The following is a 22,538-nucleotide window of genomic DNA, read 5'->3' as shown; positions in this document are numbered from 1 at the left end:
CGATGGAAGAGAAGAAAACCTACCGCGAAGTGATGCCGGGAGAACTCCCGTGTGAAGTGCCGGAATGCGACGGCGTGATGGTCGTCGACCCCGACAACAGCTACAAGCTCACCTGCGACAAGTGCGGGCACATCAAGGAGTGAATCTAGGGTCTATCTGGACCTGTTCGCCTTGAAGATAAAGTCGTCGGTGAAGATGGTTTCTTTTTTGCCGTCGACATTGAACGATAGGGTTGCCCCGAAATCGGAAACATCCATCTCTACTTCTGCGCCCATGATGAGCGGCAGGTTTTCGTTTCCGTGACCGGCCGGGAATCCGCTGATGACGGGGATGTTGTATTTCTTGAGGCGCTCGGCAAGCATGGCCTGCGCGCTATCGACATCGAGGTCGGTATCGCAGTCGGTGAAATCGCCCATGATGACGCCCTTCACGTTTCCCATGATGCCACGGAGTTCCAGCGAGCTGAACATGCGGTCGACATTCCGCATGGTTTCTTCTAGCTCTTCGACAAAGAGGATGATGCTGTCCCTGGAGTAGACGTCGATGGGCGTGCCGATGAGGGGGACGAAGGATGCCATGTTGCCGCCGACGAGGATTCCCTTGGCGTGTCCCTTCTGGTTCAGGATGTTGGCGGGAATCTTGTAGGTGGGTATATTCCCGAGGAGGATGTCTTTCACGAGAAGGCTACCCGCATCGCGTCCGGCGGACTTCCCGATGAATGCGCTCATGGTGCCGTGGATGCTCATGTTGCCCATCTTTGCTTCCAGTGCGTGCAGGGTGGAAATTTCACTGAAGCCGACAAGCCATTTGGGATTCTTCGCGATATCGTCGAAGTTGATGAGGTCGATCAGGTGCATGGCGCCGAAACCGCCGCGGTTGCAGATGATGGCCTTGATGCTTGTGTCGCGGATGGCGTTGATGAAGTCGTTTGCGCGTTCTTCGGGCGTCCCGGAATATTTGCCCATGTAGAGTTTGCTGACGTTTTCTCCGATGACAGGGACGAAGCCCCATTCCTTAAGGACTTTGGCGGTGTTGTAGGTGTTGGAATCGGGTGTGTTGTAGGCAGGGGAAACGAGCGCAATTTTGTCGCCCTTCTTGAGGAATGCGGGCGCTTTGGCGGGAGGGACTGCCGTCTTTTCGTTGGTGATTCGGATGACGGCGGGCTTTTGTTCCTTGCAGGCGGTGAGGGCAAGGAACGTCAAGATAAAGAGCAGGGGAAAAACGATTTTTTTCATTTTCAATTCTGTAGCTAGGGGCTTGCCTTAAAGATAAAACTTTTTTGAAAAAGATGGTGCCGATTTTAATATATTTGGGTGGAACGTAGTCGCTTTGCTCTTATGGATTTGTCCACCTTGAAAATCGTGTATCCGGAGCTTCCCGTTGTCGAACATCGTGAAGAGTTTTTCGAGATGCTCGAAAAGCACCAGGTAGTGATTGTCAAGGCAGATACCGGTTCCGGCAAGTCGACGCAGTTGCCAAAGTTTCTTTTAGAGTGGTATGCTACAGTTCGTCATTCTCGCGAAGGCGAGAATCTCGTGGATGGTGTTCGAGAAGGGGATCCCCGCGAAGGCGGGGATGACATGAGTGGTTTCAAAATAGGTGTGACGGAGCCCCGCAGGCTGGCGGCGATTTCCATTGCGGACCGCCTGCGCGAAGAACTCAAGGACGAAACGCTTGTCTCCACGAAGATCCGCTTTTGGGAACAGGGCCAGAGTGACGCCCCCATCAAGGTGATGACGGACGGCATTTTGTTGCAGGAATTCCGCCGCGACAGGCTCTTTAGGCAGTATTCGGCCATCGTGATTGACGAGGCGCACGAGCGCTCGCTGAACATCGACATCTTGCTCGGCATTTTCAAGACGGTTCTGCAGGCTCGCCCGGATTTCAAGCTGATTGTGGCGTCGGCGACGCTCGATGCCAAACTTTTCGAGGAATTTTACGACAACAGTTGCGTGCTCGAAGCCGAGGGAAGAACTTTCCCCGTCGATGTGGAGTATTATTTCGGCGGCGGGAATGGAGATCCCCGCCTTCGCGGGGATGACAATACGGGCCGAGACACCAGCGGCAAGGGCGATTCGGGCTTGCTCGACGAGGCGCGCGATGCGATTCTAGATTTGGAAACGCGCCACCGCGACCACCTGCTTTGCTTTTTGCCGACGGAACGTGACATCCAGGACTTGGCGGGCGAACTTGCGCACGAACTGGACTCCGCGACGTTCGATATCCTCCCGCTTTATGGGCGCATGAGCCCCGATGAACAGCGACGCATTTTCAGGCATACGGAAAAGACCCGCGTGGTGCTTGCGACGAACATCGCTGAAACGTCGCTCACGATTCCGGGAATCGCCTACGTGGTGGATACGGGTACTGCGCGCATCTCGCGCTACAATGCGCAGTCGCGTATCCAAGGATTGCCTGTCGAGGATATCTCGAAAGCGTCTGCGCGGCAGCGCACAGGGCGTGCGGGGCGCGTAAAGCCCGGTGTTTGCATCCGTCTCTATTCTCCCGAGGATTTCGAGAAGCGCGACGAGTTTACGGAGCCGGAAATCCGGCGGAGTAATCTTGCGAACGTTGTCCTGCAGTTGCGCAGCCTCGGGCTGGAACTCGAGAACTTCCCGTTCCTGCAGTCGCCACCGCATTCGGCGTTCCGTGGCGCGTACAAGACGCTTTTTGAACTCGGTGCGCTTACCGCCGACAATGCCAGCGGGCATGTGACCAAGCTTGGCCGCGAGATGACGCGCCTCCCGATGGACGTGGCACTCTCGGCGGTGCTCCTGCGGGCGCGGAATGCCGGCGTATTGCAGCCCGCGCTGATTGTCTGCTCGGCGCTCTCCATCCAGGACCCGCGCGTGGTGCCGAGCGAAGAACCCGAACGCACCCGCATCCGCCAACTGCACCGCAGGTTCGCGGGGCACAAGAGCGATTTCCTCACGTTCATCTGCATGTGGAATGCCTTCTGTGCCGAATGGGATGGCAAGACCTGGAATAAGTTGCGCAAGTTCTGCGACAAGAACAGCCTTCATTTTTTGCGTTGCCGCGAATGGATCGATCTGTACGAACAGTTCGGGCGCATCCTCGACGTGAAATTCGAGAATCGCGTGTGCCCGCTCGACAGTTTCCATCGCGACAACCTGCACATTGCGCTTCTTTCGGGATTCCTAGGCGGTATTGCCCTGCGCGATATCGAGAACGGTTGCTATCGCCTAGTGAGCGGGCGCGAGACGCACGTGTTCCCGGGCAGTGACCTTTACGGCAAGAGCGTGGAATGGCTTTTTAGTGCCGAGGTGCGGGAGACCAGCCGCATATTCCTGAACAAGGCTGCTGAAATCAAGCCCGAATGGATTATGCAGGTGGCGGATCCTTTCTGCACGCGCCGCTGGTATGCGCCCACATGGAACCAGGAACGCGGTTTCGTGGAAGCGGTGGAAGAGGTGAGCTTCCGCGGGCTCGTGATTAGCCGCGGCCACCGCGTGGATTTCGCCCGCGTGAACCCCGATGAATGTGCCGAGATTTTCTGGCGCGAGGCCGTTGTGCTTGGTCAGATGGCGCGCCCCTTCGCATTCATGACGCACAACGAGCGTGTGGTCGATGACTTGCATGCGTTGGAAGCCCGCAAGCGCCAATTCGGGCTTGCCCCGAGCGAAGACGCCCTGGTGGATTACTACACGCGCATTGCGCATGAAGTCAATTCCATCAAGACGCTCAAGGACTACATCCGCGAACACACGGACCAGTTCCTCAAATTCGATGCGAAGTTCTGGTTGGAGCAGAGCGAAACGGGTGTAAGCTATACGGATTCGGGTTTCAGCAACCGCGCTTTCGATGCCCTGGCGAAGGGCGACAAGAAGAAGGCTGCAAAACCGCAGGAGCCCACTCTCGGCGGCTCCCTCGAACAGTTCCGCATCGAAGGGCTCGACGGCTCTAGCCGCATGGTGGTGGGCGAGATGGTGTTTGATGCGATGCGCGACTGCGACGGCATTACACTGGACCTGCCTTACGACATGCTCCCGCAGGTGACGCCTGCGACGCTTGCACTTTCGATTCACCAGTGGCGCGAATGGATGACAGAATCCATTATCCGCGAGATGCCCAAGGCTGCAAAAAAGCAGTTGGAAGGCAAACGCGCGTTTATCGATGACGCCTTCTGCGACAAGCTCAAGGCGAACCCGCACAAGGCCCCGCTTTTTAGCCTCTACGAGGTCTTTGCCGAAATCAAGCAGCTCGATTGCGATATCCCGACGGTCACGCCCGAAATGGAAAACCACCTGCGGATTCATGCGAGAATCTTCAAGCAGGGCTTTGCGGAAAAATTCCCTTGCGAGATTAACCCGGAATGGGGAAGTTTCAGGCTCTTTGCGGCGGTGCGCCCCGTCCTCGTAACGTTCGGTATCGACTTTGCGCTTGGCGACATGCGCTTTGGCTGGCGCTTGGGCGAATCGGCGCTCATGACCCCGGCAGAATCTGCCTTCTGGCAATCGTTCCGCAAGCGCGTGGAAGGAAGATCGCCGACCGGGTCGGGGATGACAGAGGGGGACTCCTCGCTTATCGTTGATCGCCTGAATATGCTCGAGACGGGCGGCCTCTATTCCGACGGTTTCAAGACGGCTCTCAAGTCGTGGGTTTTGAAGTCGCTCGCTGCCGACAATCTGGACGCAAACCGTTGCGTGCGTTTTTCGGGCCTCGAGTATTCCCGTGGCAAGAAAATTCGCGACTTCAAGAATCTTGCCGCAAACACCCGCAGCGAAGACGAAGAGATGCGCCTCGCGCTCGTGCGTGCAACTTATGAATCGGCGCTTCTCGGGGCCGACGCTTTCGTGAAAATTTGGGAGATCCTCCGCGAATTCTCGGTGGCGATGCGCCAGGGCGGAGACCATGCCCGCGATGCCATCGCCGCGCTCATGGCAAAGAACAAGTCCATCTCGAAAATCGTGGCGCTCTACCTGCCTGACCACAAGGAAAATACTTTGTTCGAAAGATTGGCCGCGCTCGGTAGCTCACTTGATGCCGGCGACAAGTTGCTTGCATCTTCAATCGGCGATAAAGTCGACCTCTCCGTCAAGGACCTTCGTGAAAAGTTCCGCCCCTTCCTCAAGGCCCGCTTCATGAAGGACCACGAACTCAAAAATGCCCGCGAAATCCTCTCGAAAATGGAACGCATGCAGCAGGACGATGCGGAATACCCCGAGCTCTACCTGCAGGCATCAGCCATGATTGAGGATTTTGAAATCCTCAAGTTCAAGCGCAAGGGCGACGATAGCGAAGAAATCATCGAAGACGATGCCCTTGCCAAACTCAAGGGGCGTTTCGGTCGCCTGAAATAGTTGAAGATTGGCCTTGGACGGGTCAAATTTGCTAAATTTGGGGCGATGAAACTATTTGAGAAAATACTGGCGTGTCTTGTTTTCCTTTGCCTTTCGGCGTGTAACCTGCCGTTCGGCAAGGATGATCCGGTCGTGGTATCGGTTGGAAACAGGAAACTTACGCAGTCTGAAGTCTATCGCATGGTGCCGCAGTGGGATTCCATTTCCGACCGTGAAAAACTGGGCTTTCTGGAACGCTGGATTGACGAAGAGGTTATCTACCAAGAGGCGATGGATGCGAATGTCATGAACGACACCATCCTTTCGACGCAGATCGAAAGCACGATTCGCAAGATGGTGGTCGATTTCTACCTGCAGACGTTTGCCGATACCATGATGATAGGGGACAGCGAAAAACTGAACTACTACCAGACGCACCGGAATGACTATCTCCGTGGAAAGACGACCGTGTCGGGTGCTATCCTCCATTTCAAAGATTGGGCGAGTGCCGATGCCTACTATAAGGAAATGAAAACCCGCGTGTTCAATGTGGTCCCGACGCAGACTCCCCAGGTTAGTTCGATTGTGGAGTTCGAGAACGTGGCTGCCACGCCGGATTCTTGCATGATTCCCGATATCGTGAGCTATCCTCTCGGGAAACTCTCCGTAATGCGCTATTGCAATGGGGCGCTCAAGATGGCGGTGGTCACGGAACGTCTGGATTCTGCCGATGTCCGTCCTTACAAGGAAGTGTCCGAAGACGTGTCCAACATGGTGTGGATTGAGCATCGCAGGGCTGTCATGGATCGCCTCAAGAAAGAATGGAAAATGAAGCGTCCTATCTTTTCGAAGATGAACGTGTTTAATGAAAAGGAAAGCCAATGAAAAAGTTTGGTCTGTTAGTTTTTGCTCTGGGAACCCTTTTGTCGGCGTCTTTTGCCGCCCCGGTGCTTATGGAAGGCATTGCGGCGATTGTCGACGGCAAGCCCATTATGCGTTCGGAGTTCTTGAACAATCTTTACCATTTCCAGGAGACTCCTACGGCTGCCTCGATGAGCGAGCAGGAGCAGAAAGATTACGTTCTCGACAAGTTGATCGAAGAAAAAGTTCTTTTGAGCCGTATCGACCGTGATTCCATCGTGGTGAGCGATGCCGAAATCGACCAGCGCGTAACGGCGCACCTGACCCAGCTTGCGGCAAGCCAGAACATCAACATGGCGACGCTTGAAAAGGCTATCCGTTCGCAGCTCGGTGTGAGCATGGCGCAGTACCGCGACCAGCTTGCAAAGCAGATCCGTAGCCATGTCGAGACCCAGCGTGTGCGCCAGCGCCATGTGGGTGCGGTGAGCCCCACGAAAAAAGAAGTGGACGCTTTTTACAAGGCCTACAAGGATTCCCTGCCGCGCCAGTTCAACTGCGTGCAGCTGAGCCATATCCAGTTGAAGATTGAACCGGATCCCGCTATCGTGGATTCCGTGAAGCGGATTGCGGAAGCGCTTATCGACAGCCTGAATTATGGAATCAAGTTCGAACTTCTGGCCAAGAATCATTCGCAGGATTCATCTGCCGAAAAGGGCGGCGATCTCGGTTACTTTAGGCGCGGACTTCTGGATCCGGCATTTGAACGCGCTCTCGATCAGCTGAAGAACGGCCAGTACTATTCGACCCCTGTCAAGACGGACCGCGGCTGGCATATCGTTCGTGTAATCGGCCGTAAGGAAGATGGCGTCCGTTCGGCGCACATCCTTCTCCGTACGATTCCGACGGCTGCTGATTCTGCCCGCGTATTGCGTCTTGCCGATTCACTCCGGACCACGATTAAAACGAAGGCCGATTTCTCGTTGGCCGCCAAAAAGTTCAGTACGGACAAGTCGAGCAACTTTGCTGGCGGGCTTCTGGGCTGGTTCCAGAAAAACGAGATGGAACCTGCGTATGTCGAACCGGTTGCGAACTTGAATGTGGGCGAAGTGTCGGCTCCGGTAGAAATCGACGGTTCTTACCATTTGTTCCGCCTGGACGATTCCCGCCAGATTCGTGAACTCACGCTCGAAGAGGATTACGGTAAGATCGAGGCGATGGCGGCAAACCACCTGGAAAACGAGAAACTGAACGCGCTCATCAAGAAGTGGCGCGAGGAAGTCCATATCGAAATCCGCATGACGGAATAGCTTCGGGAAAGTCGCGAGACGCGAGGTTCACCATGATTCACTTCACCCACGTGACAAAGTCCTACGAGGACAACTGGAAGGCGCTGAACAATATCACCTTCCGTATCAACAAGGGTGAATTCGTGTTCCTGACTGGCCATTCGGGTGCGGGAAAGTCAACCGTGCTCAAGTTAATTTATATGGACGAACGTCCGGATGCGGAACGCGGTGGCCAGGTGATGGTGAAATTCACCGGCGATTGCGTTTACGACAGCAAGAGTTCCCCGGACAACAGGATACAGGCGTTCCGCCGCAAGATGGGAATCATCTTCCAGGATTTCAAGCTTTTGCCCGACAGGAACGTTTTCGAGAACGTGGCGCTCGCGCTCCGCATTGTGGGAACCCCGAGCAGCAAGATAAATGCGGCCGTTTTTGATGCGCTTGCCCTGGTGGGGATAAGCCAGAAACGATTTGCGATGCCCTATACGCTTTCGGGCGGTGAACAGCAGCGTGTGGCGATTGCCCGCGCGATGGTGCACAACCCGTACTTGCTCCTTGCGGACGAACCGACCGGAAACCTCGACCCGAAAAACGCCGACGAGGTGTTCAAGATTTTCAAGGAAATCAATGCCCGCGGGACGACCGTGGTGATGGCGACGCATAATCCGGACTTTTACCTGAATAGCCCCTTCCGCCGCCTGGTGCTTGACCACGGCGAACTCCTGACCCGTGACCTGATTTAATCGCGCTGGTTATTTTTGTAAACGGAAAAGAGGTCAAGGCCCTTTCTTTTGGGTTGTGAAAAATTTATTCTTAGGGCATGAATTTCAGCGTCCGCTACAACCATGTCGGCTACGCCCCCAGGGGGCCGAAGGTGTTTTTGCTGTCGTGCGACGTGGTGGACAATCCCCTGAAGGGGATTCAGCCCTGGTTCGAAATCCTTTCCGAAAACGGGGAACGCGTGTTCGGTGCCTCGATGGCTGAGAAGGGGCCATGCACCTATACGGACGAATTTGTATGGGAAGGGGATTTTTCGACAATCAAAAAGTCGGGAAAGTATCGTGTTTCGGTAATCAACGCGAAGGGGAACGTGCTTGCCGAATCCAAATTCTTCGAAATTTCGGACAGGCTTGTGCTGGAACAGCTTTCGTCGGCGCTCCGCTCGTTCTATTTCCAGCGTTGCGGCGTGGAACTGACTCCGGACCGTGCAGGGAAATGGGCGAGGCCTGCGGCCCATCTGGATGACAATATCGAATTCCACCCGAGCATGGAACGGAAGGGAACCTGGAATGCGCATGGCGGCTGGTACGATGCGGGCGACTACGGCAAGTATATCGTGAATGGCGGCGTTTCGGTGGCGACGCTCCTTCTGGCTGCCGAATTCGCGGATGACCGGCGTGTGACTTTCGCCAATGCTGACTTTTTCGACGCGGGCTCGTTCCGTGCGAACTTGCTCGAGGAAATCCGGTTCGAACTTGAATTTTTCCTCCGCATGCAGGACGATGACGGTGGCGTGTTCTTCAAGGTGTCGCCGGTGCGCTGGGACGGTTTTGTTTCGCCGTCGCAGTCCGATGCCCTGCAGAAACGCCAGATTCTGGGGAAATCGACCACATCGACACTGAATTTTGCAGGTGCTCTTGCGCAGGCGCATCACGTGTTTGCCCGTGCGTATCCTGGATTTGCGAAGCAGTGCCTGGATGCATCCCTCCGTGCTTACCGCTGGGCCGTCGAGAATCCCGATGTCACTTACCCGCACAATACCGAGGGTAGCGGCGGGTATGGTGACGAGCGCTACGATGACGAGTTCTTCTGGGCGCGCGCGATGCTGTTCCGCGAGGTCTGCGGAAGTATCAAGATTTGCGCGGATTGCGAACGGGATGATTGCGACCACTTCAGGAATCATCTGCTGTCGGACATGGAAAAATGCCCGCCCGATTTGGGCATGAGCTGGCGCGATACGCAGAACCTGGGCTGGATTGCGCTTGCGTTGCAGTCGCAGGACCTTGACTTGCAGGTGCGCGCACGCAACACGCTGAAGGGCGTTGCGGACAAGATCGTGAAGCTTGCTGCCGAAGATGCCTACGGGCTTTCTATCCGCAAGTTCGTATGGGGTTCCAACGGCGAAATTGCGAACCACGCGCTAACGTTGTTCCTCGCAAACGAATGGTTCCCGTCGGCCGCTTATGCGGACTGTGCAAAGCGCATGCTCGACTTTATTTTCGGCAAGAATCCGGTGGACCGTTGCTTCGTGACGGGTTCCGCGTGGAGCTCCCCGAAGTTCATCCATCATCGCATAAGCCATTCCGACGGCATCGCGGAACCTATCCCCGGGCTTCTCGCGGGCGGCATCAATGCCGACAGGCAGGACATGCACAGGTTCCCGCATTATCCGGGCCCGCAGCCGGGATTCTCGTACACGGACGAACGTTGCTCCTTTGCGAGCAACGAGACCGCCATCAACTGGAATGCCCCGCTGGTTGCGGCACTCAGCTTCTGCTGCTGATTTTTAACCGGCGCCTGTTGCACAACATTTAATTTGTTTATATATTAGAACTTGATGAAGTCTATCAGGTTCAGATTTGCAGTGTTTTACGCGCTCGTTTTGGCGTGGCTTGCATTCTGTTGCATGGCCTGTGACCCAGTGGATGAATGGGGCGATCCCGAATACTGGACAGACATTGCTGCATATAAGCCCGACAAGGTAGATTCCCTAGAATTACGCGTTACGTACCAGGCCGGGGACACGGTCTGGGCGGATACATCCGTAGTACAGGATTCGGTGAATAGGATTGTTTGCAGGGACACTTGCGACAGCCTGTTTTCGCTAGGTCGCGAGAACAAGGTTTCTGTAGATATCTCCTTCTATTGCGGCGACAAGGTCGTTGCACTGCCCACGTACGAGATTGACAGCCACTCGGAATACTGGAAACCGGATGACCTCAATTTCCGCTTTGTGGAATATGACGAACGCTCCGTCCGTGGAGATTTTGAGTTCGAGAAATTCCTGCCGCCCGAGGATACGTCCTGTGGCAAGTTCGTGAATTATGCCGCCCTGAGGTTGAAATGTTCCCACGGATGGTGCTATTAGTTGCTTGCCTGGCCTGTGCGGCGCTCGCCTTGGATGATTCGGGGTTCGCGTATTTCGAGGTGTCCCTGGGTGGTCATTATGCGTCGTACAGCATCAAGACGGAATCCTTCACGCATTGGTATCACGATACGGAACGCGACGAGATGGTCTATGACGAGGACCTCACGTACGATATCTTCTCTTTTGAAGGTGGCGGCCCGATGCTCGGTGTGCAGGCGGGATTTTCTCCTGGCGAAAGGTTCGTCTTCTTGTTGGATTTCGGTCTTTTCGTATCGATAGGCGATTCACGCTACAAACTTTATTCCCGCGACAAGGATGAATACGCCGAAACCGAGATTATGGTCCGCCCGCTCTTCGGCTTCGGGCTCAAGGTTTTCCCCTTCACGTCCAAAAACTCTGCCTTGTACGGGTTGTTTGCGGGTACTACGCTCTCTTTCATGTGGAGCGACAACCAGTGGGAAAATTATGGGATGGAGTATTGTGATTTTGATGTCGGCTTCAAGGTCGAGGCGGGCAAACTCTGGAGCATATCGGAATATTACCTTGTCGGGTTCACCTTGACTGCGGGATTTCACGTCACTGCCGCTGGCCCCAATAACGAAGAATATGGCGACGATAGATTCCGGATAGGGGAGAACCCGAAACGCGACCCCGTCGATGAATGGAATAATTTCCACTTGGGTTTGTCGTTGACCGCCGCCAGTAAGTTGTTTTAAAGTGGCTTGATTTCCCTGATTTCGCCTGGCTTTAAATTGCCCAGTGTGTATTTGTCGAACTGGATGCGCATGAGCCGCATGACTTCGTAGCCGAGGTGGGCGAGCATGCGGCGGATTTCACGGTTCTTGCCCTCGGACAATTCAATTTCGAGCCAGCAGTTCTTTTCGCCAACGCTCGCGATGGCTGCGCGCTCGGCATGCATGAATTCTTCCTTTTCGCCGAAGACGCGGGGCGGTACGTTGAAGCCGGCTTCCATTTTCGCAAGGTCGTCAGCGGAAGGTTTGCCCGCGACCTGCACGCGGTAGATTTTCAAGTGGGATTGCTTGTGGATTCTATCGCCTGCGGCTCCAGAATGACAGCGGGTTTGACTCAGCAGTGTGTCGGCCCGTTGCGTGTCGTTCGTAAAAAGCAACAATCCTTCGCTGGCGGCGTCGAGGCGGCCCACCGGCGATATGTGCGGTACGGGCCTGCAGGGGAACATCTTGGCGTATTCTTCGCGGAACAAGTCCATCACGGTCTTGCGGCCTTTTTCGTCGCTTGCGGTAGTGACGATTCCGCGGGGCTTGTTCATTGCGAAATAGAACTTCTGGGCGGCCTCGACTGGCGTGCCGTCCACAAGGATTTCGTCGTTCTCGTAGGCGGGCGTTTCGGGGGTGCGCACGATTTTACCACGCAAAGAAACCCGGCCCTCGCGGACCAGGTTTTCTGCTGCGCTGCGGCTACAGAAGCCACGCTTCGAGATGACTCGCGCGACTCCGTGAGCCTTTACTTGCCGAGATATGCCTTGATGTTTTTGAGGCATTTTTCGTTCTGCGCTTCGGTGCCCACGGTAATGCGGAGCACGTCGCCCATGGCAGGCTGCGGACGGATGATGGTGCCCTTCATCTGCAGGAACTTGAACGCGTCCATCGGATCCTTGAAACCGCTTACGGCGATGAAGTTCGCGTGGCTATCCACATAGGGGAGGCCCATTTCGCGGAAGCCGGCCTTGAGCTGTTCGAGGCCCTTCTTGTTGATTTCGCGGACCTTGTTCACGAATTCCTGGTCGTCAAGGGCGCCGATGGCGGCCGCCTGGGCGATGCTGTTCACGTTGAACGGTTCGCGCACGCGGTTGATGAGGCCGACGATTTCGGGGCGGGTGATGCAGTAGCCCACGCGCAGCCCCGCGAGGCCGTAAATCTTGCTGAACGTGCGGCAGCAGATGATGTTCCTGCCGGCATCGATGCGGCTCTTGAAATCCGGGACGAGCTCCGGCGTGTCTTCGATGAATTCGGTGTAGGCTTCGTCCATCACGAGCACGCAGGTTTCGGGCAGGCTGTCGGCGAAGTCGAGAATTTCCTTGGCGGTGAGGTCGGAGCCCGTCGGGTTGTTCGGGTTCGCGAGGAACACGATGCGGGTCTTCTCGTTCACGGCGGCGCGCATGGCCTTGAGGTCGTAGTTGTAGGCGGGGGCCGGCATGTCGACTTCAACAATCTTCGCGTTCATCGCCATAGTGGCGAGTTTGTAGACGGCGAAGGAGTGCTTGCCCATCACGGCTTCGCAGCCCTCGCCGAGGAACACCTGGGCGATCATGTCCAGGAGCTCGTTGCTGCCGTTACCCACGGCAATCTGTTCGCGCTTCACGCCGCGGAACTCTGCAATCTTTCCGATGAGGTCGTAGCTGCCGCCGTCCGGGTAAAGGTTCACTTCTTCCAGGGCCTTGCGGGCCTCTTCCATGCCCTTCGGGCTCGGGCCTACGGGGTTTTCGTTACTCGCGAGCTTGTCCACGTCTTTCGGGTCGAGGCCGAATTCGCGGGCGGTGTAGGCGATGGGTTTGCCGGTCACGTAGACGGGCTGCTTCAAGATGTGCTGTTGTGCGAGTTCGTTAATATCCATTTTTTGTTGCCAGTTGATAGTTAATAGTTTTTAGTAATCGCCCACAATATAGTTCTTTTATCGTCTGTTGCCTTGCTGTTTTGTGTGCTTGGGCCTTTTTAATGTATATTTATCGTATGAAGAATGTTTCCATAAAGATTCTACTTGCCGGTCTTGCCGCATTTTTTTTTGCTGCATGCACCGCGACGGGAGAGCCTGTCGGCAGTGATGATTCCTCGCCTAGCTTCAAAAAGGTTTCTTCGAGCAGTGTCGCAGAATCGTCCGATGCAGATGCCAAACGCATCTACGAGGTTGTAGAGGAAACCGGCCTGTACACGACCAGGGATTCCGTGGCTGCATACCTGTGCAAGTTCGACAAGTTGCCCGCGAACTATGTCGGCAAGAACGAAGGCAAAAAGCTTTACGAATCCAAGACGGGAAATACATTCGAAAAGTGGAATTTCAACCCGTTGACCACAATCGGTGTAATGATCGGTGGCGACAACTTTGACAATTTGGCCTCGAATCCGGAGAACTTTCACGAGACGTTGCCCGAAGGTTCTTACCACGAAGCCGACGTGGATTATTCCGGAGCAAATCGCGGAACCAAAAGACTCGTGTACCAGCCGGACTGCGTAATCTACTACACGTCAGACCACTACGAATCTTTCACTCAGCTGAAAATCCGTTAATTAGTTCTCTTTCGTCAAAATCATGCAGATGACGGGGAGTTTCTTGTCCACCTCGTTCTCGCTCGGGATAATTTCGCTTTCGAGAATCTTGCAGTTGAATTCCTTCATGAAGAACTCGAGCTGGCCGCGGTCAAAGCCCAGCCAGATGTGCCCGTGCGTAGTGCGGAACGATTCTTCCTTGTGCTGTGCGAGGTCAAGGAAAGCAAGCGTTCCGCCCGGCTTGAGGATGCGCACAGCCTCCTTGAGGGCGAGTCGCGGGTCTGTCGCGTGGTGCAGCACCTGGCTCATGAGCACGAGGTCGGCGTAGTCGTCGGGGAGGCCTGTCTTTGTCATGTCGGCGACTTTCGGCGTGATGTTCTTGATGCCCTTCTGCTTCAGGATTTTCGTAAGCCCGCTGATGACCTTCGGGTCGTAGTCGAGCGAGGTGACGTTCTTGCAGCGGCTTGCGAGCATGAGCGAGAGGTCGCCGCCTTCGCCGCACCCGATATCGACCGCGTTTTCAAAGGGAATCATAAGCTTGCTGAACAGGCTGATTTGCGCCTTGAGGCTTCCGCCCGCCTGGTTCAGCTTGTGGATTTGCCCCTTGGTCTGGTCGGTGCGTTCTTCGAGCACCTGTTCGGCCCGGCAACGCAGGATATCCTTGTCAGCAAGTTCGCCGTATGCGTCGCGGATTACGGAAAGCACGCGGTTGCTGAGCAGGAGTTCTTCGCTCAGGCGGTAGTAGGCCTTGATGCCATCGCGCCTGTCCTTGAGGAGGCCGCAGGCGGAAAGCTTCGAGAGGTGGCGGCTCGCGTTGCTCTGGTGGATGTCGAGAATATCCTTGATTTCGTTGACGGTAAATTCCGCAATGTCGAGGAGCATCAGAATCTTGAGGCGCATCTCGTCGGAAATGGCGCCGAACAAATCCATCGTCGGGGTAATCGGTTCGCGTTGCATACGCTATGCAATATAATTATTTAACTTTACGGAGTGTCGCGCTTTTCGTTGAAAATCTGCATTTTCGCTATCCTTGCCTGTTGTGTTGCGGGGGCGCCTGCATCGCAAACCGTGGAGCGCCATTACGAAGTCTCGCTTCCGCTGGACATGCCGCTGACCTTTTTTTCTGCTTTTGCGAGTGTCTACGGGAATTATCTTCTGGGCAACATGCCGGTGTCCGCACCGGAGGACATGCCTGCGCGCGAGGACCTTTTGCCGTGGGACCGCGCCATTGCGGGGCGCTACAGCGAGGCGGCGGGAGATGTGAGTACGTGGTTTGCCGTGCTTGGGGCGGCTCCTGTGGCCCTTGCGGGAATCTCCTGGTTCCGGGGGGATGCCGCCGGGGGAGATTTTGCTGCCTATACCCTGATGTTCGCGCAGGCGCTCGCTCTGCAGAACGGGTTCAATCTTGCCGTGCGTTCCATGAAGTTCTGGCCGCGTCCCTACATGTATGCGACCGGGGGGGCGGGCGCGGATGCTGCTGCTGAAGCCACGGGGGAGGCCTACGGGAGCTTCTTTAGCGGGCACGCCTCGGCAGCCTTTACGGTCGCCGTGTTTACGGGCGAGTGGTTCTCGGAAATGTACCCGAATTCCCGGTATAGGTCTCTCGTCTGGGCGGGCTCGCTCTCGCTGGCGGGCTTTGTGGGGGTGCTCCGCATCGCGGCGGGCAAGCACTACCTGACCGATGTCGTGATAGGTTCGCTCGCGGGGGCCGGAATAAGCCTCGCCGTGATTGAACTCCATAAAAAATCGGTACGAATTGGCCCACTTTCGCTTGCCGGAGTCTGGGGCGAACCCGGAGCGCTCGGATTGAGCCTCGCTTTCTAGTTTTTTAACATTTTTTTTTGACGAAGCTCCTTTTTCCCGAGCTTGTATATATATTAAGGAAAAGTTTTTACCTCTAGAGGTGTATTGAATGTTTCGACTTGTTGGCCGTTTGGCTGTGGCCTTTATTTTTGTAGCAGAATTTGCTTATGCGGACCCCGTTGTGAGGGATAGCCGCGACGGGAGAACCTACAGGGCAATCGCATCTGGAAAACTGAACTGGTTTACCGATAATCTTTCTTACCAGAAGACGGTCGCCTTCAGGGATAAAGACAAAAACGCTTTCTACAAGCAGTCGGGGTGGATGGCATCGTGCCCTGCGGGGACGCACCTTCCCGACATCCAGGAATGGACTCTCTTTGCCAAGGACCGTTTTACGGGCCCCCGCAAGCTTTCGAACGTGAAGTCCTTTGCCGGGAAGACGAGAGGCTTTTATGACATGGCGGACCCTGCGAGAAACATCCAGGGCAAGGACGCCGCCTATTTCGCGGTTGCCGACCCCGACGGGGCGCGGGCCATGATGCTCGACGTGAAGCGTGGCAACGCGAAGATGGTCACGCTCCCTCCCGAGGCGGTGGTGACGGTGCGCTGTGTCTCCGAACGCGACTTCTATGCCGAAAAGTTCGTGGACAGCAAGACGATGAAACTCACCGACCCGCGCGACAACCAGGTCTACAAGGTCGAACAGCGCGACGATAGGCTGTGGATGGTCTCGAACTTGAAATATAGCCTCACGAGCGCGAAGCAGTGCCTGCTCGAAGACACGACTTTCTGCAAGAAGTTCGGCCGCTATTACACGCATACCGAGGCGAAAAAGGCATGCCCGAGCGGCTGGCACCTGCCCGACGACGGCGAATGGCGCGATTTCCAGAAGGACCGAGCGAGGCTCAACTGGGATAACCTGGGCCGTGGCGGCTGCAAGGACTGGGACGGCTACTGCAATAGCGACATGACCGGCCATTACTGGTCCTCGACCTCCATCATGAAAAACACGGGACGTTCATGGGAATTCAGGCGGCAGGCCAAGAGTATCGACCGCACCGACCAGAATGTGCAGAAAGGACTTTATGTTCGTTGTGTAACGGAGTTGAACTGATGAAGAAGAAAGCTAGTTTCCTGAAAATCTGTGCGGCGTTGGCCGTGGCATCTTTCTTTGCCGTTGGTTGTTCCGACGATTCTTCGGCGACCAGTGGCGACGACTTTATCGATCGCGGCGAGGTGAACCTCCCGATTCCAAGTTCTAGCGCCAAGGCCCCGGCAAGTTCTTCTGCCAAGGAAGAGGCTGCGGCTTCGAGCGAAAGCAAGCCTGCGGCGTCAAGTTCTAGCGAGAAGGCTCCCACAAGCTCTGAGGCGGCATCGGCAGACTGGCGCGACTACTGCCTCGAGAAGGTAAATGCGAAGCGCGCGACGGAAGACCTTCCGCCCCTTAAACGAGCGACTGCGGAACGTGAATCCTGCGTGGAGGAACAGGCCGCCGCCGACATGAAAGCGGGCAAGGGGCATGCGAATTTCGGCAGTTGCAATGAATCGGCGCAGAATACCGGCCCTAACGTCAACACCACGTGGTATGGTACCCCCGAGAAGATTGTCGATACCTACGTGAACATGATGTGGGACGACGAGAAGAAGCTCGTGACGAGCGGCGAACGCGACCCCAACAAGTCCGAGGACTATTCCTACATCGGACATTACCTGAACATGAAGAATACGCGCTACACCTCGCTGGCGTGTGGCATCGCCTATAGCGGTGACGGCACCAAGGCCTGGTTCAACATGAACTTCTATTAATTACTTGAACGTGGAGGTCAGGCGGAAGGCGAAAGCCACGTCGCTGATTTCCTTTTCGCTGTAGATGCTGAACTGGAGCCTCGAAGAACCAATCTTCTTGTTCCAGGCGACGGTCCAGGCCCAGTCGTCGTAGGTATGCTTCGAGACGGCGTACAGGTTGTCGCGCTTGTCGATGAATTCCCATTCCACCATGAGGTCGCTCATGAGGATGTTCCAGAAACCGCTTTTGGGGGCGAAGTCGAGGCCCAGGTAGAACGGCTGGAAGTAGATTCCCGGCTGGTAGTACTTCGTTTCGGGGGCAATGTAGTTCTTCGCGTCCTTGTTGAGGTCGTCGTCCTGGGTGTAGACGCAGGAGTATTCGCCGTACAAGCGGAGAATCGGAAGGACGTTGTAGCTTGCGTAGGCGGCGATACGGTGCGTAATGTAGGCGGTGTTCTGCAGGACGTCGATGAGGTTTCCGCGGTAGGCGACCTTCATTTCGAGCGGGAAGGTGAACTTCATGTCTTCTTCCACGCGGACGTACCCGCGGTTCGCGAACTCATCCTTTGTGGCGAGCATGGCGGTCAGGTAGCTGAGACCGTGCTTCCAGCCGAGTTCGAGGGCGTTGTGGCTGTAGTCGCGCATCCAGAGGCCGCGGGCCGTGAGTTCCTTGTCCACGTAGGTACCGAAATGGGTGGACTGCGACCAGTCCGTCTTCCAGTGACCGATCTTCAGGTTCAGCACGTCGTTTTCGCTGAGCTTCCACTTGTAGTTCGCCCAGTAGAGGTCGGCGAGAATCTTGTCGTACATCTTGCCTTCGATCTTGTTGCCGAATTCCGGCGCGAAGATGCGCAGCATGATGAGGCCTTCGAGGTTGTCGCTCTTGTACTGGCCACCCACGTTGGCACGGAACCAGCCCTTGTTGAAATTGGTGGAGTCGTTGGCGATGGACTTGGTGACCTGGGTCTGGATGTTGCCCTTGAGGCTGAATTCGCCATCGAGGGCGAAGGCGGAGGTCGCCATGCCGGCGACTAGAAGGGCAGCTGCAATCTTCAAATGTTTCATTTATTTCTCCTACAGGAAACCGCCTGGGAAGACGGTGTACACACTCCTTGAAAATCCGTTGACAAAGATAGAATTGTGCACCCTTTTTTCAAATACATGATTGCACGATTGTGCGATAAAATTCTATTTTTGGCGCGTAAATTGAGAGGTTCTTTATGAAGGTATCCGCTTTGGCCGTGTCTGTGGCCGCTTTTTTGCTTCCGGGAACTGCGCTTGTTCATGCGGGCTCGCTTGCGCCCAACAAGACGCACGCCGTGCTGAACGTCACCTACACGAACTACGATGACGTGCCGCAGGTTAAGAAAAAACTCGTATTCGTGGGGCAGAAAAAGCCGAAGAACAAGATTACGGTGACGACCGATACTTACGGCGAGGCCGCCTTCATGATTCCGCGCGAGGATTCCTATACGATCCTTTGCGAGAGCCTGACTGGCCCGTTCGAATGTGGCGAGACTCCTTATGTATCCAGGACGGCAAGCACGGGCGGCATTACGGTGCTCTTTGACGACACCCGTGCCGAACTTACCGGCGTGAACTTCAAGGCGGGCAGCGCGGAACTGATTCCCTCTTCTCTCAAGACGCTGGACAATGCGATTGCCGGCCTCAAGCGGAACGCGAAGGCCAAAATCGAAATCGAAGGCCACACCAGCAGCGAAGGTAGCGAAAGCTTTAACCAGAAACTTTCCGAAGACCGTGCGAATAGCGTCATGGAATACATGATTAGCAAGGGAATCGCGAAGGACCGCGTGAGCGCCGTGGGCTACGGTTCCAGCCATCCCAAGCAAGACAACGCTACAGAAGCGGGCCGCAAGGCGAACCGCCGCATCGAAATCCGCGTCGTGAACAAGGACGAAGTCGGGGCTTCCGAGGAATAAAGCTATATTTTACCCACCCAAAGGTTTAACTCTCAAAGGTTCAACTCTCAAATCAAGGCAAAAATATGTCAGATCGTTTTATCGTGACCGGAAACTTTACCGATGATCCGTTCGCCATCGACATGGCGCAGTACATAGGAATCCGTGAAGACATCTCCGACGTGGTCTCCCTGAAGACCTTCGCCAACTCCGAATTCTGCCCTCGCTACATGCTGGACGTGGACGACATGGAACATATCGGCCGCCGTCTGGAAGGTAAGATCGTGTTGATTTGCTCGGTTTCGAACCATGAACGCAGCCGTAACGACTACGCCATGCGCAACTGCATCCTGGCCCGCGCCGCGAAGGACAATGGTGCCGAGCAGGTGGTGCTTGTTGAACCCGACCTGTTCTACAGCGCTCAGGACAGAGGCCCCCACCGCATCGGCGAACTCGAAAAGGACCGTCCGGATGTCGACCTCAAGAAGTTCGATGGCCAGGCCTTCACGAGCCTCCTCTATGCCGAACTCCTGAAGAAGTCCGGTGTCGACGCCGTGGTGACCGTGCACAACCACAGCATCAAGGTGCAGAACCTGTTTGCCGACATCTTCGGCAAGGACAATTTCCACAACCTGATTCCGACCGACGTCTATGCCCACTACATCAAGAACAGCAACTTCGTGCAGACCGGCAAGGACGGCAACAACCTGGTAATCGTCTCTCCGGACAAGGGCGCTCGCCCGTTCATGAACGCCGTCTACGAGGCACTCGACCTGCCGGAATGCAAGCGCGTGGTGATGGACAAGGTGCGTACCGGCGAACGTGAAATCAGCATGACCTTCAACCCGGAACTCTCCGACATCAGCATCGAGGAAATCCAGGGCAAGGACGTGATTGTGTTCGATGACATGGTGCGTACGGGTACGACCATCGTGCAGTGCTGCGAGCATATCAAGAAGGGTAATCCGAACCGCGTGTGCTTCGGCGTGACGCACTTCCACACGAGCCCCGAGGCCCGCGAAAAGCTCAACAGCCCGGCCATCGACGAAATCCTCACGACGTCCACCCTCCCGGACATCATGAACCGCGACTGCCAGGGTCGCCTGCGCAAGAAGCTCACCGTGATGAAACTCGGCAAGTGGATTGCCCGCCACGTGATGCAGATGTACGGACTTGACGACGGACGCTTCGAAAGGGACTTCTACAAGATAGACATGTCCTCGAAGAACCCGCGTTGGCCGCCCCAGTTCTTCTAGTCGAATCCGGCTTGAACCGATATTCGAAAGGCTCCCCGCAGGGGAGCCTTCTCTTTGTTGTTGTAAGGTGCTAGATGCTCCGGAACCCGTCGTCGTCGAGCATGATTTTCCCTTCGCGGAAGAGCGTCCCCAGGATTTTCTTGAAGGTCTTCTTCGACATGCCGAATTCGCGGCGGATGTCCTCGGGATCGCTGTGGTCGCCGTAGGGCAGGAATCCGCCCGCTTCTTCGAGTTTCTGGAGGATGGCCGCGGGGCTTTCGCTTTTCATGATGCCCTTGTAGCCCACGGGAGTGAGGTTGAGGGTTATCTTTCCATCTTCGGTAAAACGTTGTATGTAGCCTGCCATCGTGTCGCCGATGTAGATGCGCGGCGTCGCGGGATTGACCATGAGGCGTCCCGTGTAGCGGTAATCGACGAGGAAGTCGATATGGTCGCGGGTCACCTCGTAGGCGGCGAGCTGGACTTTCTGGCCGATGTGGAGTTCCGAGGTGTCGGTGTCGATGAAGCTCTTGATTTTTTCGGTCGCGACGATGCGTCCGCTCTTTTCGTCTTCGAGCACGAATACGACGCAGCGGTCGCCGCGTTCAAGTTCTCCCAGCTGCTGCTTGAAGGGGAGGAAGAGGTCCTTGTTTAAACCCCAGTCCAGGAATGCGCCGAAGCGGTTCACGTCTTTTACTTCGAGAACGGCAAATTCGCCGACGGTGGCGAGCGGCTTGTCGAGGGTCGCGATGGGGCGGTCTTCGGAATCCATGTAGACGAACACGTCGAGAATTTCGCCTTCTTGGAGCGTGAACTCGTCTCGCTTGCCGGGGAGGAGCACGCGGCCTCCCGTTTCGAGTTCCAGGTAGTAGCCCTGGGGCATGATTGCTTCGACGCGTGCGCGGTTATATTTTCCTATTTCCATGGGGGACCTTCCGTTCAAGTGTTTGTGGAGAAAGATAGCAACTGAAAAAGCATGGCGCATGCATGGGCGGAGCCATTAGTTGTTATATTGGAGGTATGACGGATTCCCTTGACTTTATTGGCGATGTTCACGGCCATTGCGATGAACTTCGAGCCCTGCTGCAGAAGCTTGGCTACGAGGAATCCATGGGCGCATTCCGCTACCCGGGTGGCGAGCGTTCCGTCGTATTTTTGGGGGACTACATCGATCGCGGGAGCCAGTCGCGCGAGGTTATAAACCTGGTGCGTGCCATGCGCGACGCAGGTTCGGCGGTCGCCCTAATGGGGAACCACGAGTTCAACGCGCTCTGTTTCTGGCAAATGAACGGCGCCGGCGGCTCTCATGTGATTCACTGCATTCCTGGGGGCTACCTGCGCGAGCACAGCTTCAACAAGGTGGCGATTCATGCGAAGACCGTGGACAGCTACCGTGGGCGCCGTGCAGAATTCGAGGACATGCTCTTGTTTTTGAGGACGCTCCCGTTCTTTATTGAAGAGGATTCGTTCCGGGCGCAGCATGCCTGCTTTGACTTGGGGGCCGCACGTGCGCTGGATGCCGTGGGCATCCGCAGTTTTGCCGACGGGAACTTTGACGAACTTATTGCCCGCGCGAACGACCAGTTCAACGAATACGCCGATTCACTCTTTGACCCGATAAACTTTTTCCTGAAGGGCCCCGAGATGGACCTGCCTGCGGGAATCACGTTCCGCGATGGCGAAAACGTTCTTCGCAAGCGTGCGCGGCTAAAATGGTGGATTGACCCGAAGGGCAGTAGCCTGCGGGAACTCGCTTTCCAGCCGGGAGTGGAACTGCCGGCCTGCGATGCGCCCGCGGAAGTCCTTGGGCATGGCTATTACGGTGAGAACGAACGGCCCGTGTTCTTCGGACACTACTGGCTTACCGGACTCCCGAAACTCATACGCGACAACGTGTGTTGCCTGGACTACAGTGTGGCGGGTTACCGCGGTGATGGACGGCTTGTCGCCTACCGTTTTGATGGCGAACAGAAACTCGACGAACGCAAGTTCGTTTGGGTGGAGGCTGTTTAGACGAAA

General features: G+C 55.8%; 21 protein-coding genes. 15 read left to right on the top strand and 6 right to left on the bottom strand.

The window, feature by feature from the left end:
* Window positions 1–2: 2 nt before the first annotated feature.
* The gene (locus B2310_RS04450; RefSeq protein ID WP_012820363.1) at window positions 3–143 is read left to right on the top strand and encodes a hypothetical protein; all 141 of its coding nucleotides are present in this window, start codon (window positions 3–5) and stop codon (window positions 141–143) included.
* A 9-nt stretch (window positions 144–152) separates the two neighbouring features.
* On the opposite strand, the gene B2310_RS04445 is transcribed toward B2310_RS04450, so the two are convergent.
* Window positions 153–1,235: a S66 peptidase family protein gene (locus tag B2310_RS04445; RefSeq protein ID WP_290728979.1), complete on the bottom strand. Its 1,083-nt coding sequence runs from the start codon at window positions 1,233–1,235 to the stop codon at window positions 153–155.
* 102 nt (window positions 1,236–1,337) lie between these two features.
* Between B2310_RS04445 and B2310_RS04440 the strand changes: the two genes are divergently transcribed.
* From B2310_RS04440 to B2310_RS04410, 7 genes are all read left to right on the top strand, one after another.
* Window positions 1,338–5,321 (top strand): DUF3418 domain-containing protein, encoded by a 3,984-nt coding sequence (locus B2310_RS04440; RefSeq protein ID WP_290728977.1) that lies wholly within the window; start codon window positions 1,338–1,340, stop codon window positions 5,319–5,321.
* A 45-nt stretch (window positions 5,322–5,366) separates the two neighbouring features.
* Window positions 5,367–6,185: a hypothetical protein gene (locus B2310_RS04435; RefSeq protein ID WP_290723179.1), complete on the top strand. Its 819-nt coding sequence runs from the start codon at window positions 5,367–5,369 to the stop codon at window positions 6,183–6,185.
* The gene (locus B2310_RS04430; RefSeq protein ID WP_290728975.1) at window positions 6,182–7,468 is read left to right on the top strand and encodes a peptidylprolyl isomerase; all 1,287 of its coding nucleotides are present in this window, start codon (window positions 6,182–6,184) and stop codon (window positions 7,466–7,468) included. The genes B2310_RS04435 and B2310_RS04430 overlap by 4 nt, the downstream gene beginning before the upstream one ends.
* Before the next feature lie 32 nt (window positions 7,469–7,500).
* Window positions 7,501–8,190, top strand: coding sequence for a cell division ATP-binding protein FtsE (gene ftsE / locus B2310_RS04425; protein ID WP_290723174.1), 690 nt, complete (start codon window positions 7,501–7,503; stop codon window positions 8,188–8,190).
* Between the two features lie 77 nt (window positions 8,191–8,267).
* Window positions 8,268–9,950, top strand: a complete 1,683-nt coding sequence (locus tag B2310_RS04420) for a glycoside hydrolase family 9 protein (protein ID WP_290728973.1) — start codon at window positions 8,268–8,270, stop codon at window positions 9,948–9,950.
* Window positions 9,951–10,004: 54 nt separating this feature from the next.
* The gene (locus B2310_RS04415; RefSeq protein WP_290728971.1) at window positions 10,005–10,535 is read left to right on the top strand and encodes a hypothetical protein; all 531 of its coding nucleotides are present in this window, start codon (window positions 10,005–10,007) and stop codon (window positions 10,533–10,535) included.
* Entirely contained in the window at window positions 10,523–11,251 is a 729-nt protein-coding gene (locus tag B2310_RS04410) for a hypothetical protein (protein WP_290728969.1), read from the top strand. The genes B2310_RS04415 and B2310_RS04410 overlap by 13 nt, the downstream gene beginning before the upstream one ends.
* Here B2310_RS04410 and B2310_RS04405 read toward each other — a convergent pair.
* Both B2310_RS04405 and hisC read right to left on the bottom strand, forming a co-directional pair.
* A complete protein-coding gene (locus B2310_RS04405; protein ID WP_290728967.1) occupies window positions 11,248–12,054 on the bottom strand; it encodes a pseudouridine synthase in 807 nt (268 codons plus the stop codon). The genes B2310_RS04410 and B2310_RS04405 overlap by 4 nt on opposite strands.
* The gene (hisC, locus tag B2310_RS04400; RefSeq protein ID WP_173381297.1) at window positions 12,018–13,127 is read right to left on the bottom strand and encodes a histidinol-phosphate transaminase; all 1,110 of its coding nucleotides are present in this window, start codon (window positions 13,125–13,127) and stop codon (window positions 12,018–12,020) included. The genes B2310_RS04405 and hisC overlap by 37 nt, the downstream gene beginning before the upstream one ends.
* Window positions 13,128–13,243: 116 nt before the next feature.
* Between hisC and B2310_RS04395 the strand changes: the two genes are divergently transcribed.
* Window positions 13,244–13,798, top strand: coding sequence for a ribonuclease domain-containing protein (locus B2310_RS04395; RefSeq protein WP_290723160.1), 555 nt, complete (start codon window positions 13,244–13,246; stop codon window positions 13,796–13,798).
* Here the strand turns inward: B2310_RS04395 and B2310_RS04390 are convergent, their stop codons facing one another.
* On the bottom strand, window positions 13,799–14,734 hold the full coding sequence (locus B2310_RS04390; RefSeq protein WP_290728965.1) for an ArsR/SmtB family transcription factor: 936 nt from the start codon (window positions 14,732–14,734) through the stop codon (window positions 13,799–13,801).
* A gap of 33 nt (window positions 14,735–14,767) precedes the next feature.
* On the opposite strand from B2310_RS04390, the gene B2310_RS04385 reads away from it, so the two are divergent.
* The 3 genes from B2310_RS04385 (at window position 14,768) to B2310_RS04375 (ending at window position 17,386) form a co-directional block, all read left to right on the top strand.
* Complete coding sequence (locus B2310_RS04385; RefSeq protein ID WP_290728963.1) at window positions 14,768–15,601, top strand: phosphatase PAP2 family protein; 834 nt, start codon at window positions 14,768–14,770, stop codon at window positions 15,599–15,601.
* An 88-nt stretch (window positions 15,602–15,689) separates the two neighbouring features.
* The gene (locus tag B2310_RS04380; RefSeq protein WP_290723155.1) at window positions 15,690–16,694 is read left to right on the top strand and encodes an FISUMP domain-containing protein; all 1,005 of its coding nucleotides are present in this window, start codon (window positions 15,690–15,692) and stop codon (window positions 16,692–16,694) included.
* Entirely contained in the window at window positions 16,694–17,386 is a 693-nt protein-coding gene (locus B2310_RS04375) for a CAP domain-containing protein (protein ID WP_290728961.1), read from the top strand. The genes B2310_RS04380 and B2310_RS04375 overlap by 1 nt, the downstream gene beginning before the upstream one ends.
* Here the strand turns inward: B2310_RS04375 and B2310_RS04370 are convergent, their stop codons facing one another.
* A complete protein-coding gene (locus tag B2310_RS04370) occupies window positions 17,387–18,430 on the bottom strand; it encodes a hypothetical protein (RefSeq protein ID WP_290728960.1) in 1,044 nt (347 codons plus the stop codon). It lies immediately after the preceding gene.
* A gap of 155 nt (window positions 18,431–18,585) precedes the next feature.
* Here B2310_RS04370 and B2310_RS04365 point away from each other — a divergent pair, with 155 nt between their 5' ends.
* Together B2310_RS04365 and B2310_RS04360 are read left to right on the top strand one after the other, a co-directional pair.
* The gene (locus B2310_RS04365) at window positions 18,586–19,305 is read left to right on the top strand and encodes an OmpA family protein (RefSeq protein ID WP_173365627.1); all 720 of its coding nucleotides are present in this window, start codon (window positions 18,586–18,588) and stop codon (window positions 19,303–19,305) included.
* Between the two features lie 65 nt (window positions 19,306–19,370).
* Window positions 19,371–20,540, top strand: coding sequence for a ribose-phosphate diphosphokinase (locus B2310_RS04360; RefSeq protein ID WP_173381292.1), 1,170 nt, complete (start codon window positions 19,371–19,373; stop codon window positions 20,538–20,540).
* A 70-nt stretch (window positions 20,541–20,610) separates the two neighbouring features.
* On the opposite strand, the gene B2310_RS04355 is transcribed toward B2310_RS04360, so the two are convergent.
* Entirely contained in the window at window positions 20,611–21,444 is an 834-nt protein-coding gene (locus B2310_RS04355) for a CvfB family protein (RefSeq protein ID WP_173365629.1), read from the bottom strand.
* 95 nt (window positions 21,445–21,539) lie between these two features.
* Here B2310_RS04355 and B2310_RS04350 point away from each other — a divergent pair, with 95 nt between their 5' ends.
* Window positions 21,540–22,532: a metallophosphoesterase gene (locus tag B2310_RS04350; protein WP_290728958.1), complete on the top strand. Its 993-nt coding sequence runs from the start codon at window positions 21,540–21,542 to the stop codon at window positions 22,530–22,532.
* The last annotated feature ends 6 nt before the right edge of the window (window positions 22,533–22,538 follow it).

Source organism: Fibrobacter sp. UBA3629 (assembly GCF_002374005.1).
Taxonomy (GTDB): domain Bacteria; phylum Fibrobacterota; class Fibrobacteria; order Fibrobacterales; family Fibrobacteraceae; genus Fibrobacter.
The sequence above is the reverse complement of the archived record's forward strand: the minus strand, read 5'-3'. Positions and strand labels throughout refer to the sequence as shown.